The following is a 13,480-nucleotide window of genomic DNA, read 5'->3' as shown; positions in this document are numbered from 1 at the left end:
CCTGCTGCCGGACGATCGGCGGATGAGACACATCGTGAACCGCGAGTATCACCGCTGGTACAGCCCACGCCTCGGCCGCGAGATGGAGCTGCTCGTCTTCGGGCATGCCGGCGCCAAGGTGCTCGTCTTCCCGACGCGGGACGGTCGCTTCCACGAGTACGAGGATCTCCGGATCGTCGATGCGCTACGACCCAAACTCGAGGCCGGACAGCTTCAACTCTACTGCGTCGACAGCATCGACCGGGAGACCTTTTACTGCGGGTGGTGCAACCCGGCGGAGCGAATTCGGCGTCACCATGCCTTCGAGGAATACATCCTCAACGAGGTCATGCCTCTGATGTCGAACAAGAACCCGCATCCCTGCACGATTGCGCACGGCTGCAGCCTCGGCGCCTATCACGCGGCCAACATTGCCTTCCGGCATCCACACCTGTTTCGGAAGCTGGCGGCCTTCTCCGGTCGCTACGATCTCACGCTGCAAGTCGCCGAATTCCAAGACCTGCTCGGAGGCTATCGCGACGATCTCGTCTATTTCCACACGCCCGCACACTTCCTGCCGAATCTGGCGTGCCCGTGGCGGTTGGATGCGCTGCGCGGGATGGACATCGTCCTGGTCGTCGGGCAGGACGACCCCTTTCGGGACAACAACCGTCACATCGGCCAAGTCCTGCGAGACAAAGGCGTACGGCCGACACTGCACGAATGGGAAGGTCGCGCGCACCAGGGCTATCACTGGCGGCGCATGGCGCCGCTGTATCTCTAACGGGAGGATTTCCGGCGGGTGTATCTCCCGTAAAGGATCGATCTAAACCGCGCCCGGTGCGGTATGCGTCATGTGTTGGAGTGGCTTGACCGCGCCAGCTCCGACAACTGTCGGAGCTGGCGCGGTTTAGGCCCACACTGAGACCTGCCCTGCACGATCGTCGTCGAATCGGATTTTCCGCTCGACAAACGCAATTCGATTCCGGCACCCTTTGATCATCGCCAACACCTGCTATGATTCAGCAGCGGTGTCTTGCCGAAGGCTGCGGAACCGGCCCGGCGAGACGCCGGACACGGCAGGACCGGATCGACGGAGCACTCGGAAGTGCAGGTTGTTTCACCGAGTGCGCCTTCCGAGACCCGGTGGTCGACGGCGACCGCCGATGCGAGGTAAGACGCGTCACTTCAGTCCGGAGAATCCAGCATGCTGCCGCGGCAGTCGATCGACGCCGAGGCAACCGGTCTGGATTGTCCGATTCGTGCGACCAGCAAGGAGAAGAAACAAGTGAAAACGAAGACAATCCTGTTCAGTTCCGCTGCGGCACTCGCCATCATGCTTGCCGGCACTGTTTCTGCCGAGCAGCCCGCAACGCCGTTCGTCTCGGGCGACGAGCCGATGAACGTCGGACAAGAGGCTCAGATCACGGCTCCGACACCGGATGCGAAGGCGCAGGAAAAAACCGCCGAGATGCTCAAGAAGCAGGGCGAGGAGCTGAGCGGAGACTACCCGACCGATCAAGGGGCCGAGGGACAGGTCACGGATCCGACCCCGGACCCTGCAGCGCAGGCCGCAACGAAAGAGGCACTCGAGAAGGAAGACGCTTCCGGTGCCATCAGCGGCAAGTACGAGTAGTCCGCTGCTTGATCCCGGCTGCGGTCGCGCACGCGATCCGAGCCGCCGGGATCGCCCGGGGAACCCCGCGCAACTCGGGTGTTCCCCGCACGGTTTCTCTCCCTTGATCGCCGTGCAACCTCGTCCTTCGCAATCAAGGCCGCGCCGCACCCGCCCGCGGCGTCCCGAAGCCTCCGCAATGCCTTCGCCGCCATGACTGCGCAACGACCATCGGGGACACACGCATGACCCAAGGTCGTCGCGCCCGTGGTGTCGAGAACGACTTGACGTTCGCAGAAGAAGACGCGAACCCGACTCCCGCCGCCCCGTTCACCTGCGAGACCTGCGCCGCCGGCTGCTGTCGTTTGGAGGTCTGGTGTCTCACCGACACCGGCGTCCCCGGCCATCTCACCGTCACCGATCACTTCGGCCGCACCCTCATGGACCGACTCGACGACGGCTGGTGCGCGGCACTGGACCGCGACACCCTGCTGTGCCGAATCTACGCCCAGCGGCCCTTGGTCTGTCGTGAGCTGGAGGTCGGCAGCCCGGAGTGTCTTGCCGAGCGTGGTTAAACCGCGTTTAAACCGCGCCGGATCCGACAGTCGTCGGAGCTGGCGCGGCCAAGCCACTCCAACACATGACGTATACCGCACCGGGCGCGGTTTAGAATCCAGGCAGTTGTTCCCGAGAAGATCGGCGGGCCGGCGCGTTACGATTCCCGTGAAAAAAGCGTCGCACAGCCTCGCCATCCAGCGCTTTGACCCCAAAGTGCAGCCTATTCTGCGACCCGACGGTTGTATACGAGACCGATGAACCGACCATCTACCGCTGCATCCGAGACGACGATCATGCGATCATTCAACCTTTACGGCCGGATGAGCGTCGGCGTGTCGAGGGCGGCTACCGTTCGCTCGGGTTGAGAGAGTCCAGATGGCACAACAACTGATCAAGGTTCCACCGACCAAGAACACGCTCCTCCGGCTGAAGAAGCAGGAGAAGTTTCTCGAAGAAGGCCACGATCTGCTCGAACGCAAGCGCGAGCTGCTGACGCGTCTCGTCTACGAGCGCATCGGCGAGTACCGGCGGCTGCGAGAGGCATCCGAGAAGGCGCTCGCCGAGGCCTATCGCTGTCTCAGCATCACCCATCTGCGCATGGGCAGCCGAGGGATCCATCAAGCCGCGCTCGGCTCGGAGCTGGCCTTGACAGTCGACATCCTGCCGCGCCGCGCGCTCGGCGTGGAGTATCCGGCCGTGACCAGCGAGCGCATCCCGCTCAAGCCGGTCGGTCTCTTGGGGACCGACGCGAGCTTCGACACCACCCGCGAGAACCTCTCCAACGCCTGCGTGCTGCTCGCGCGTCTTGCCGAGGTCGAGACCGCGCTGCACCGCCTGATGGAAGAGCAACGCAAGGCCCAAAAACGGGTCAACGCGCTCAAGTACAACATCATTCCCCTCTATCGGCGGACCATCCACTTCATCCAGTCCTCGCTCGAAGAAGAGGAGCGCAACACACTTTTCCAGGTCAAGCTGCTGCGGCAACGGGCCGAGGCTTGAGGAGTCGACCGTCGCCATGCCCGAATTTCCGCGCAAGGTACTGGGTCTGCTCTTGATCCTGTCCGCCGTCGGCGTCGCTTCCTGGCAGGCACTGGCGGTCTCCTGCTCGTCTCCTGCCGCTGCCGCCGCTGCCGCCGAGACCACCCGGCACGCCGCCCCGCCACGCTGAGCCCTCGGGAGACCCATCGATGATCCGCGTGCTTGCGCTTGTCGCGATCCTCACCGCAATCGCCGCCCTGATCCTGGTCGTCCGCTCCAAACTGCTCGGCACCCCTACACCGGAGCGCTCGGTCGTCAATCGACCGAACCCGGCCAAGGGCCTCTTGATGTTCCTCCTGACGCTGCCCGTCTTGCTCGCCGCGATCGTCGCCATGGCGCGCGGGCTCTTGATGCCGATGATCGGCAACGCCGTCGGTTACGGGTTGTTGCTCGGCGGGGCTTGGTTGCTGTGGCGCGGGTTGGTCTCGGAAGGCGCCTACGAGCGCCGTCTCGTCGCCAAGACGCCCTGGCCACTTAAGGCATCGGGCGGCGTCCTGATCGGCTTGGGAACGGGGCTGACCGCCTGGCTCGGTGCCGGACATCATCCGGGCATCGCCTTCGCCTTCGGTGTCGTGGCCCTGCTCGGGTGTCGGCTCTTCTACGGGGGTGATCCGGTTGCAGCCAAGCGGGTGACGGCCGCCTCCGGGCTGGACACCACGGATCAAGTGCTTGCCGCCCTGGCGCAAGCCGAGCGCTCGATTGCCGCCGTCGAGCAGTCGAGCCGCGACATCCGACAACCCGAGCTCAATCAGCGCCTGCGGCGCGTCGCCGCGCTCGCCCGCGAGATCCTGACCTTACTGGAAGAGGACCCGCGAGACCTGCGACGTGCCCGCAAGTTTCTGAACGTCTATCTGGACGGTGTGCAGCATGTCGTCGAAGGCTACGCGAGGACGCACCAACGCGCCGCTTCGCCCGATCTCGACGCCAACTTCCGTCGTGTCCTGACGAGCATCGAGGAGGTGTTCCAAGAGCAACGCCAAAAGCTCTTGGAGTCCGACATCATGGACCTGGACGTGCAGATCGAGGTGCTGACGAGCCAGCTGAAGCGCGAGGGGCTCCTATGAACCGCGTCGAATGAACCGCGTCGAGGAGCGATCCTCAACCGTCGATGCGCTTCGCAACCTTGCAGCACGTCAAAGAGGTCGACGCGACGCGGTTCACTCCGGACGCGGTCTAACCGACACCTCGATCACCCTCGCCACGGCCGCGAACCCGAACGTCGCCGTCACGAAGCTTGCCGAACCGTAGCCGAGCCGGCAGTCGAGCGAGACGCCGCTGATGCCGGGCTTCTGATGGCTGACACATCCATCCGCCCGCGGGTAGACCGGTTGCTCGAGCGAGTAGACGCAGTCGACCTTGAAACGCCGTTTCGGGTCGCGCGGGAATCCATAGGCCTCGCGCAACCGCCGCCGCACCTTCGATGCCAGCGGGTCATGCTCCGTGCGGCTCAGATCGGCCACCCTGACTGCGGTCGGGTCGCGGCGCCCGCCTGCACCCCCGGTCGTGACGATGGGGATCTTGTGCCGTTTGCAGTGTGCAATCATTGCGGCCTTGAATCGAACGCTGTCGATCGCGTCGATGACCGCGTCATAGCCGCGACTTAGATACGCCTCGAGTGTCCGATCGGTGATGAAATCGCGGATCGGCTCGCACCGGCAGAGCGGATGGATGTCTCGGATGCGCTCGGCCATCACCTCGACCTTCGCCCGATCAAACTGGCTGGTCATGGCATGGCTCTGGCGATTCACATTGCCCGCCTCGATGGTGTCGTCGTCGATCAGGGTCATGGCGCCCACCCCGGTGCGCGCAAGCGCCTCCGCCGCCCAAGATCCCACCCCGCCCACACCGACGACGCAGACATGCAGATCCGCGATCCGCGCGCTCTCCACCGCCCCGTAGAGTCGAGCGATCCCGCCGAAGCGCGCCTCGCGCCCGACCGAATGCTCTGTATCAAGCTGCGCATGCGTGTCCGCTGTATCCATCACGTCATCATCCTCGATCTATGCCCGGACTGAAAGCGTCCGCACAAATCGCCCCAAGCCCAAGCCCGAACCCGCAACCCAACACCGCAGCTCTCCGAATCTCCTCATCTCGTAATCGCATGAACCGCCACGACTTTGGCCAATCCAGGCAGTCGCCGCGAGCTGCTCCAGCAGGCGAGCCAGGCGCTAGGAGGAAATTAGGACCATCTCTCCCTCGGGCCGTGAGTTGGCGCAATTCTCTTCGGCCCAGATCGTGCGCCGTACCAGGGCCAGGCAATCGGAGAAGGTGGCGTGGGACTTCAGATGCCAGGCCGCGGAGCGTGGCAGGGTGTCCCGGCGCTCGCACCGGCAGCGTTCCCGCCAGCAAGACGTGCAGATGCGCCAGGGTCGGCATGGTGAACAGGCAGTTAAAGGGCTGCAGAACAGATACAATCGAGGCTGGCAGAGGGAACATCCGCAGGCAGGTCCGAGGTTTTGGTCGACATCGGACGATACCGCCCGCTGCCCTCTGCTGCCACATCAATCGGGTCCGTTACGAATGGCGCTAAGATAAGGAAGGGTGCGGTCGCAAGATCCTGAAAAGATTGGGTTAGGGGCTGCCAAGGTGATAGGCTGAACTCGCCAAAGCCAACTCACCACCTCGGACGGCAGCCCCCATGCATCCTAACCAGCACGCCGCGCAACGGCAACGCGTCCTTGCCCATGTCGCCGACACCGATGTCGGCGGATTCTTCGACCTGTTGAGCGCTCCGCAGCTGCTCGACCGGGTCGAAGCGCTCCAGCCGCCGTTTCGCAAGCGGGTGTACTCCCCGACCGAGACCCTGGCAATGTTCATGACCCAAGCGCTCTCGGAGGACGGCAGTTGCCGTGCCGTGGTCAACGCCGCGGCGGTACGGCGTGCGCTCGACGGCGACGAACCCCTCGCGACCAACACCAGTGCCTATTGCCAAGCCCGGACGCGCCTGCCGTTGCCGATGATCACGACGCTGGCGCGCGAGGCCGCGGGGTTGGTGGCAAAGGCTGCGCCCGGCTGGTGGCTGTGGCAGGGGCGACGGGTGCGCCTGGTCGACGGCGCGACGGTGACCTTGTCCGATACCCCGCAGAACCAGGCCAAGTATCCGCAGCCCGCCAGCCAGAAGGCCGGCCTGGGCTTTCCGATCGCACGGTTGGTGGCCTTGGTGTGTTTGGCGACCGGGGCGGTACTCGATGCCGCGCTCGGCCCCTGCGCGGGAAAGGGCAGCGACGAGCAGACGCTGCTGCGCGAGCTGCTCGACAGCCTCCAAAGCGGGGAGATCCTTCTCGGCGACGCCTTCTACGCGACCTATTTTCTGCTCTGCGAGCTGGTGCGCGGCGGCGTGGACGGGCTGTTCGAGCAGCACGGTGCGCGCAAGCGCAGCACCGATTTCCGCCTCGGTGAGCGGCTCGGCGCGCGCGATCACCTGATCGTGCCGAGCAAGCCGAAGAAGCGACCCGACTGGATGAGCCCCGAGGAATACGCGCAAGCCCCGGCGACTCTGAAGGTGCGCGAGTTTCAGGCCGGCGGCAAGATCATGGTCACCACGCTGCTCTGCCCGAAGGCGACCCCCAAGTCCATGCTCAAGGTGCTGTACCGGCAGCGCCGGCACGTCGAGCTGGATCTGAGAAACCTCGAGACCACGCTCGGCATGGAGCATCTGCGCTGCAAAACCCCGGCGATGGCCCTCAAGGAACTGTGGGTCTACCTCTTGGCCTACAATCTGATCCGGCTCTTGATGGCGCAGGCCGCTGTGGTGGCGGACCAGATCCCGCGCCAGCTCAGCTTCAAGCATGTCGTGCAGATGTGGGGCTGCGTACTGCAGTGCGGCGGCACCCACGACAGCGTCTGCATCCATGCCCTGTTGGTGCTGATGGCCCAACCCCGCGTAGGTCGACGAGCCGGTCGGATCGAACCGCGCGCCTTGAAGCGGCGCCTGAAAAGCGACCCGCTGTTGACCAAGCCGCGGAAGATCGCGCAGGAGGAGGTCCGCGAACATGGCCACCCCAAGAAACAGCGTTGAGCGCCGCTCGCGCGTTGCGGATGACGCTCAGGACGGACTGTTTTTACAGCGGTTTTGGCTTAAGTTAGTGCCATTCGGGTCCGTTACCATCGCTCCGAGCGCTTCGCGGAGCTCCTAACTGGGCTCGGAAATGGCCAAAGTCGAGTCGACGACACCAGCCACGAGATCATCGGCACCCGTTTTCAACCCGCGTCCTTCAAGGTTGGCAATGAGGAGTTGGAAAGCTGGCTGCTGCGGCTACTCGAACCCAAGATCAACTTTCGTTTCCATGCGCTGGCGATCGACGACAAACCCGTGGTGCTGCTGGAGATCGGCGCGGCCTGCCGGCATCCGGTGCAGTTCCAGGGCCAGAATACATCCGGGTCGGCTCCTACAGGAAGAAGCTCAAGGACTATCCGGAGAAGGAGCGCGCGCTGTGGCGGATCTTCGACCGGATTCCCTTCGAGCGCGGGATCGCGCTGGAGCGCGTCTCGGGCGAAACAGTCTTGCGGCTGCTCGACTATCCCGCCTATTTCGATCTGCTGGAGATTCCCTTACCGGATGGCCGTGGCGCGATTCTCGAGGCCCTGGCCCGGGATGACCTGATTCAGGCCTGTGACGCCGGCGACTGGAACATCACGAACCTGGGGGCGCTCCTCTTCGCCAAGAAGCTGGAGGAAGTTCCCGCCCTCAAGCGCAAGGCGATTCGGGTCATTCACTACAAGGGGCAGGGCCGCCTCGACACCCTGCGCGAGCAGACCGGCGGCAAGGGGTACGCCAGCGGTTTCGAGGGGCTGATCGGCTTCATCATGACCCTGGTGCCCACCAACGAGGTGATCGGGCAGGCGCTGCGCCGCACCCTGCCGATGTTCCCCGAGCTGGCCGTGCGCGAGCTGGTGGCGAACGCGCTCATCCATCAGAACCTCTTCGCGACCGGCACCGGCCCCATGGTCGAGATCTTCGACGACCGGATGGAGATCACCAACCCGGGCGAGCCGCTGGTCGACACCCGCCGTTTCGTCGATACCCCGCCCAAGTCGCGCAACGAGGTGCTGGCCTCCCTGATGCGCCGCTTCCGCATCTGCGAGGAGCGCGGCAGCGGCATCGACAAGGTGGTGGCCCAGGTCGAGCTGTACCAGTTGCCCGCGCCCTGCTTCGAGGTGCCCGAGGGCTTTACCCGTGCCGTCCTCTTCGCCCACCAGCCGCTCGTCAAGATGAGCAAGGCGGACCGGATCCGCGCCTGCTACCTGCATGCTTGTCTCAAGCGGGTGATGCGTGACTACCTCACCAACGCATCGCTGCGCGAGCGTTTCGGGGTGGAGGAGAGAAACAAGGCGACCGTGTCTCGCCACATCCGCGAGGCGGTCGAGGATGGCGCGATCAGGCTGTTCGACGAGGACGCGGCGAAGAACCAGCGGAAGTACGTGCCCTACTGGGCCTGATGTCATTGATGGGCAATTGATCGGCGTGGCCGGAAACGCCGTGCCGGTCTTGTAAAGCAATGCTTTGGCAAGGCGTTGCGTGTTGATGGGTCATTGATGGAGAGCGGCATGAAGCCAACCGACACCAGCGAAAAGGGTCTGGAGTCCCTCATCGTCACCTCGCTCGTGGAGGGGGCGGGATACATCCAGGGCGATCCAAAGGACTACGACCGTGAGCATGCTGTCGACCTGGTCAAGCTACTCCGTTTCCTGTCGGACACCCAGCCCGAGGCCGTGCAAGCGCTCGGCATCGACCAGGATGGCCCCAAGCGCACCCAGTTCCTGCACCGCCTGCAGGGCGAGATCGCCAAGCGGGGCGTGGTTGAGGTGCTGCGCAGCGGCATCAAGCATGGTCCAGCCTCGGTCGCGCTTTTCTACGGTAGCCCAACCCCCGGCAACGTCAAGGCAGCCGAGCGGTACGCGAAGAACCTGTTCAGCGTTACCCGCCAGCTTCGCTACAGCCGCGACGGGACGGCACTCGCCCTCGATCTAGCCCTGTTTCTCAACGGCCTGCCCATCGCCACCTTCGAGCTCAAGAACAAGCTCACCAAGCAGACGGTGTTCGACGCGGTCCAGCGCATCATCATCACCACGGTGCAGAAATTCCCAGTTGTCCTCAATAAGATCGGCAGCGAGCACCGCCAGAACCGCTTCGCCATCCTCATCGACGAGGCGCATTCCAGCCAGGGCGGTAAATCCACCGGCGCCATGAATCGGGTTCTGGACGACCGAGGGGTCTATGGCGATGCCTTGATGACGGAAGACGAGGAGACCACGGAAGATCGCATCAACAACATCATGGAGGGCCGCAAGATGCTGGGCAACGCCAGCTACTTTGCCTTCACCGCCACGCCCAAGAACAAGACGCTGGAGATCTTCGGCGAGGCGGCCCCACCGGTTGACGGCAAGATCAAGCACCGCCCCTTCCACAGCTACACCATGAAGCAGGCGATCGAGGAAGGATTCATCCTCGATGTGCTGAAGCATTACACGCCGGTGGAGAGCTACTACAAGCTCGTCAAGACGGTCGAGAGCGATCCGCGTTTCGACGCCAACAAGGCCAAAAAGAAACTGCGGCATTACGTGGAATCACACGAGTACGCCATCACCGAAAAAGCCGGGATCATGGTCGAGCACTTCCACGAGCAGGTTATCGCCCAGCGCAAGATCGGCGGTCAGGCGCGGGCCATGATCATTACCAACGGCATCCAGCGAGCGATCCAGTATTTCCACGCCTTCAACACCTATGCACAGGTGCAGATCGAAGACTTGGTGGGGCGCTACCTGAGCGGTGCGGACCGGGACAAGCTCGATCCGATCCTGGATGCCTGCGTGGCCACCTACAACGCCGATCTGGATGAAGACGGCCAGGTCGACTTCAAGGGCAAGGCCAAGGCGTTCGTGCGCACCTACGGCTTTCTGGCTTCGATCCTGCCGTACTCCAATGCCGAGTGGGAGAAGCTCTCGATCTTCCTCAACTTCCTTATCCCCAAGCTCCCTGCGCCCAAGGAGGAGGATCTATCCAAGGGGATTCTCGAGGCGATCGACATGGACAGCTACCGTGCCGAGGTGAAATCGAGCCTCGCGATCGCGCTCGCGGACGAAGACGGCGCGGTGGGTCCAGTACCGACCACCGGTGGTGGCTACATCCCCGAGCCTGAGTTGGAGCAGCTGAGCAACATCGTCAAAGCGTTCAACGACCAGTTCGGCAATCTCGACTGGAAGGACAAGGATCGGATCGAAAAGGTGCTCGCCGAAGAGGTCCCGGCCAAGGTCAGCGCCGACACGGCCTACCACCTTTATGTCCCACCGATAGCACAGGCGATGGGTGGCGTAATGGTGCGTACGCCCGTCCCGCCGCGTCCAAGCCTCAGTGGGCCGCCAGCTCCCCTGGGGAACTGCAAAAATGGCCAAAGTCGAGGAACCGCGCACCCCGACAGCCCTCGAGAAACACGAGGTCGAAATCGCCGCCGCCCGACCGAAGGACTCCGGACGCGGTTCAGCAGCGCTTGACATCTTGGGATTTTTCTCTAGATTGTTAGCACTCGATCCGATCGAGTGCTAACAGCCCGACGAGATCGCGAACTTTCGGTTTTATCGCTCACGGAGTCACCTGATTTATGAACCTACGTCCTTTGCATGACCGTGTCGTCGTTCGCCGCAAGGAGGAGGAGCGCACCTCCGCCGGCGGCATCCTGATCCCGGACTCGGCGGCCGAGAAGCCGATCGAAGGCGAGGTCATCGCCGTCGGCAACGGCAAGCTGCTGGACAACGGCGACGTCCGCCGCCTGGATGTGAAGGTCGGCGACCGCGTGTTGTTCGGCAAGTATTCCGGCACCGAGGTCAAGCTCTCCGAGGAGAAGCTGCTGGTGATGCGCGAAGACGACATCATGGGCGTCATCGAATAGCGGACAACCGCCCGCGTCCGCCACACCCCCATTTCGCTTTACCGAGGCAAGCCATCCATGAGTGCAAAACAGATTTCCTTCAGCGAACAAGCCCGTGCCCGGATGCTCCGCGGCGTCGACATCCTCGCCAACGCGGTCAAGGTCACCTTGGGTCCGAAGGGCCGCAACGTCGTCATCGAGAAGTCCTGGGGCGCCCCGACCATCACCAAGGACGGCGTCTCCGTCGCCAAGGCGATCGAGCTGAAGGACAAGCTCGAAAACATGGGCGCGCAGATGGTCAAGGAGGTCGCCTCCAAGACCTCCGATATCGCCGGCGACGGCACCACCACCGCCACCGTGCTGGCTCAGGCCATGGTCCGCGAAGGCATGAAGGCCGTGGCTGCCGGCATGAACCCGATGGACATCAAGCGCGGTATCGACAAGGCGGTCGAGGCTTCGGTGACCGAGCTCAAGGCGCTTTCGCGCCCCTGCTCGACCAACAAGGAGATCGCCCAGGTCGGCACCATCTCGGCCAATTCTGACGACTCGATCGGCCAGATCATCGCCGAGGCGATGGAGAAGGTCGGCAAGGAAGGCGTCATCACCGTCGAGGAAGGCAAGTCGCTGCAGAACGAGCTCGAGCTGGTCGAGGGTATGCAGTTCGACCGCGGGTATCTGTCGCCCTACTTCATCAACAATCAGCAGAGCCAGAAGGCCGAGCTCGATGCGCCCTACATCCTGCTTTACGACAAGAAGATCTCCAATATCCGCGACCTGCTCCCCGTACTGGAGTCCGTCGCCAAGGCCGGCAAACCGCTGTTGATCGTCGCCGAAGATGTCGAGGGCGAGGCGCTGGCGACCCTGGTCGTGAACAACCTGCGCGGCATCCTCAAGGTCTGTGCGGTGAAGGCACCGGGCTTCGGCGATCGTCGCAAGGCGATGCTGCAGGATCTGGCCATCCTCACCGGCGGTACCGTGATCTCGGAAGAGGTCGGTCTGTCGCTCGAGAAGGCGACCCTGAGTGATCTGGGCTCGGCCAAGACCGTCCAGATCGCCAAGGAAGACACCGTCGTCATCGACGGCGCCGGCTCGCACGACGAGATCAAGGGCCGCTGCGATCAGATCCGCAGTCAGGTCGAGGACACCACCTCGGATTACGACCGCGAGAAGCTGCAAGAGAGACTGGCCAAGCTGGCCGGCGGTGTCGCTGTCGTGAAGGTCGGCGCCGCCACCGAGATGGAGATGAAGGAGAAGAAGGCGCGTGTGGAAGACGCCCTGCACGCCACCCGTGCGGCGGTCGAGGAAGGGATCGTTCCCGGCGGCGGTGTGGCATTGATTCGTGCCATCGGCGCGGTCGTCGGTCTGAAGGGCGCCAACAGCGACCAGGATCTCGGCATCGCCATCGCGCGCCGTGCCCTGGAAGAACCGCTGCGTCAGATCGTGACGAACGCCGGCGACGAGGCATCCGTGGTCATGAGCAAGGTCGCCGAAGGCACCGCCAGCTTCGGCTACAACGCCGCGACCGGCGAGTATGGCGACATGATGGACATGGGCATCATCGATCCGACCAAGGTGACCCGCACGGCGCTTCAAAACGCCGCCTCCATCGCCGGCTTGATGATCACCACCGAAGCCATGGTGGCGGATGAGCCCAAGAAGGAGAAGGGCGCCGCTGCACCGGGCGGCGGCATGGACGATATGGACTACTAAAGCCGTCGCGAAGCCGATGCCCGGTCCGATGCGAGCGCCGTCTCGTATCGGACCCTGTCTCGGCAAAGGCGATCGACCCACGACAAAGGAGCCGCAAGGCTCCTTTGTCGTTCCGGTTCCAGGAACCGACAGAACCCGGCGCGCGCCCTCAGAAACGCGCCAGAAATCGGCTGAGCACCGAATTAGACCGGACCTCGGGCTTGCCCGCAGCGGCGGCGTTGACGGCGTGAACGTGCAAGAGAAGGACCGAGTTTGTCCATTACCTCAGGCATTTACGAGCGGCTGATCACGGATGCGCGGACATTGCGCAATGCGGACATCGCGGCGACGTTTGGCGTGCATCTGCGTACCGTGGACAAGATCACGGCGCGGACGGCGTGGGGCCAGGTGCTGTCGCGCAAGGCATGGGAGGCTCGGCATGACCGCTCCCCGGCGTCAACGTCAGGTGCAGGCCCAGTGCCCGGCTCATCTTGAGCACCAGGGCAAAGGAGGGGTTGCCGTCCGGTCCCAGCGCCTTGCGCAACCCTTCGCGGCTCACGCCGACCTCGCGCGCCAGGGCGCTGAAGTTGCGCGCGCGGGAGATGTCGCCAAGGGCGGAGCGGATCAGCGCGCCGTCGCCCGGATCCTCTTCGATGCAGGCTTGCAGGTAGAGACGGATGTCCTCCTCGGTGTCCAGGTAGTCGGCACTGTCCCAACGGGTGACGCGCTCGCTCAT

The 13,480-nt window shown here is 63.8% G+C and carries 14 protein-coding genes; 12 read left to right on the top strand and 2 right to left on the bottom strand.

The features are described 5' to 3' along the window. Positions 1-22 precede the first annotated feature (22 nt). From KFB96_RS25270 to KFB96_RS25245, 6 genes are all read left to right on the top strand, one after another. Positions 23-763 (top strand): alpha/beta hydrolase-fold protein, encoded by a 741-nt coding sequence (locus tag KFB96_RS25270; protein WP_300971111.1) that lies wholly within the window; start codon positions 23-25, stop codon positions 761-763. Positions 764-1,267: 504 nt separating this feature from the next. Continuing rightward, positions 1,268-1,615: a hypothetical protein gene (locus KFB96_RS25265; RefSeq protein ID WP_213455734.1), complete on the top strand. Its 348-nt coding sequence runs from the start codon at positions 1,268-1,270 to the stop codon at positions 1,613-1,615. A gap of 224 nt (positions 1,616-1,839) precedes the next feature. Continuing rightward, on the top strand, positions 1,840-2,169 hold the full coding sequence (locus KFB96_RS25260) for a YkgJ family cysteine cluster protein (protein ID WP_213455736.1): 330 nt from the start codon (positions 1,840-1,842) through the stop codon (positions 2,167-2,169). Between the two features lie 358 nt (positions 2,170-2,527). Beyond that, positions 2,528-3,151 carry a V-type ATP synthase subunit D gene (locus KFB96_RS25255; RefSeq protein ID WP_213455738.1) on the top strand — a complete coding sequence of 208 codons (624 nt, stop codon included), beginning with the start codon at positions 2,528-2,530 and terminating at the stop codon, positions 3,149-3,151. A 16-nt stretch (positions 3,152-3,167) separates the two neighbouring features. Continuing rightward, positions 3,168-3,320, top strand: coding sequence for a hypothetical protein (locus tag KFB96_RS25250; protein WP_213455740.1), 153 nt, complete (start codon positions 3,168-3,170; stop codon positions 3,318-3,320). A 19-nt stretch (positions 3,321-3,339) separates the two neighbouring features. Next, positions 3,340-4,254: a 5-bromo-4-chloroindolyl phosphate hydrolysis family protein gene (locus KFB96_RS25245; RefSeq protein ID WP_213455742.1), complete on the top strand. Its 915-nt coding sequence runs from the start codon at positions 3,340-3,342 to the stop codon at positions 4,252-4,254. A 93-nt stretch (positions 4,255-4,347) separates the two neighbouring features. Here the strand turns inward: KFB96_RS25245 and tcdA are convergent, their stop codons facing one another. Next, a complete protein-coding gene (gene tcdA / locus KFB96_RS25240) occupies positions 4,348-5,172 on the bottom strand; it encodes a tRNA cyclic N6-threonylcarbamoyladenosine(37) synthase TcdA (RefSeq protein ID WP_213455744.1) in 825 nt (274 codons plus the stop codon). Between the two features lie 656 nt (positions 5,173-5,828). Between tcdA and KFB96_RS25235 the strand changes: the two genes are divergently transcribed. The 6 genes from KFB96_RS25235 (at position 5,829) to groL (ending at position 12,765) form a co-directional block, all read left to right on the top strand. Continuing rightward, positions 5,829-7,208, top strand: a complete 1,380-nt coding sequence (locus KFB96_RS25235) for an IS4 family transposase (protein WP_213501583.1) — start codon at positions 5,829-5,831, stop codon at positions 7,206-7,208. A 72-nt stretch (positions 7,209-7,280) separates the two neighbouring features. Further along, on the top strand, positions 7,281-7,793 hold the full coding sequence (locus KFB96_RS27760; protein WP_366931461.1) for an ATP-binding protein: 513 nt from the start codon (positions 7,281-7,283) through the stop codon (positions 7,791-7,793). After that, on the top strand, positions 7,694-8,629 hold the full coding sequence (locus KFB96_RS25230) for an ATP-binding protein (RefSeq protein ID WP_213455746.1): 936 nt from the start codon (positions 7,694-7,696) through the stop codon (positions 8,627-8,629). The genes KFB96_RS27760 and KFB96_RS25230 overlap by 100 nt, the downstream gene beginning before the upstream one ends. Before the next feature lie 108 nt (positions 8,630-8,737). Further along, the gene (locus KFB96_RS25225) at positions 8,738-10,681 is read left to right on the top strand and encodes a type I restriction endonuclease (RefSeq protein WP_213455748.1); all 1,944 of its coding nucleotides are present in this window, start codon (positions 8,738-8,740) and stop codon (positions 10,679-10,681) included. 107 nt (positions 10,682-10,788) lie between these two features. After that, on the top strand, positions 10,789-11,076 hold the full coding sequence (locus KFB96_RS25220; RefSeq protein ID WP_213455750.1) for a co-chaperone GroES: 288 nt from the start codon (positions 10,789-10,791) through the stop codon (positions 11,074-11,076). Positions 11,077-11,133: 57 nt separating this feature from the next. Continuing rightward, entirely contained in the window at positions 11,134-12,765 is a 1,632-nt protein-coding gene (gene groL, locus KFB96_RS25215) for a chaperonin GroEL (protein WP_213455752.1), read from the top strand. 361 nt (positions 12,766-13,126) lie between these two features. Here the strand turns inward: groL and KFB96_RS25210 are convergent, their stop codons facing one another. Continuing rightward, positions 13,127-13,480: an addiction module antidote protein gene (locus KFB96_RS25210; protein WP_213455754.1), complete on the bottom strand. Its 354-nt coding sequence runs from the start codon at positions 13,478-13,480 to the stop codon at positions 13,127-13,129.

This window comes from Thiocapsa sp., assembly GCF_018399035.1.
Taxonomy (GTDB): domain Bacteria; phylum Pseudomonadota; class Gammaproteobacteria; order Chromatiales; family Chromatiaceae; genus Thiocapsa.
The sequence above is the reverse complement of the archived record's forward strand: the minus strand, read 5'-3'. Positions and strand labels throughout refer to the sequence as shown.

Coding starts and splice junctions, on each gene's coding strand:
- KFB96_RS25250 (WP_213455740.1), top strand. CDS start 3,168: ATGCCCGAATTTCCGCGCAAGGTACTGGGTCTGCTCTTGATCCTGTCC.
- KFB96_RS25220 (WP_213455750.1), top strand. CDS start 10,789: ATGAACCTACGTCCTTTGCATGACCGTGTCGTCGTTCGCCGCAAGGAG.
- tcdA (WP_213455744.1), bottom strand. CDS start 5,172: ATGGATACAGCGGACACGCATGCGCAGCTTGATACAGAGCATTCGGTC.
- KFB96_RS25210 (WP_213455754.1), bottom strand. CDS start 13,480: ATGAGCGAGCGCGTCACCCGTTGGGACAGTGCCGACTACCTGGACACC.
- KFB96_RS25270 (WP_300971111.1), top strand. CDS start 23: ATGAGACACATCGTGAACCGCGAGTATCACCGCTGGTACAGCCCACGC.
- groL (WP_213455752.1), top strand. CDS start 11,134: ATGAGTGCAAAACAGATTTCCTTCAGCGAACAAGCCCGTGCCCGGATG.
- KFB96_RS25255 (WP_213455738.1), top strand. CDS start 2,528: ATGGCACAACAACTGATCAAGGTTCCACCGACCAAGAACACGCTCCTC.
- KFB96_RS25225 (WP_213455748.1), top strand. CDS start 8,738: ATGAAGCCAACCGACACCAGCGAAAAGGGTCTGGAGTCCCTCATCGTC.
- KFB96_RS25235 (WP_213501583.1), top strand. CDS start 5,829: ATGCATCCTAACCAGCACGCCGCGCAACGGCAACGCGTCCTTGCCCAT.
- KFB96_RS25260 (WP_213455736.1), top strand. CDS start 1,840: ATGACCCAAGGTCGTCGCGCCCGTGGTGTCGAGAACGACTTGACGTTC.
- KFB96_RS25245 (WP_213455742.1), top strand. CDS start 3,340: ATGATCCGCGTGCTTGCGCTTGTCGCGATCCTCACCGCAATCGCCGCC.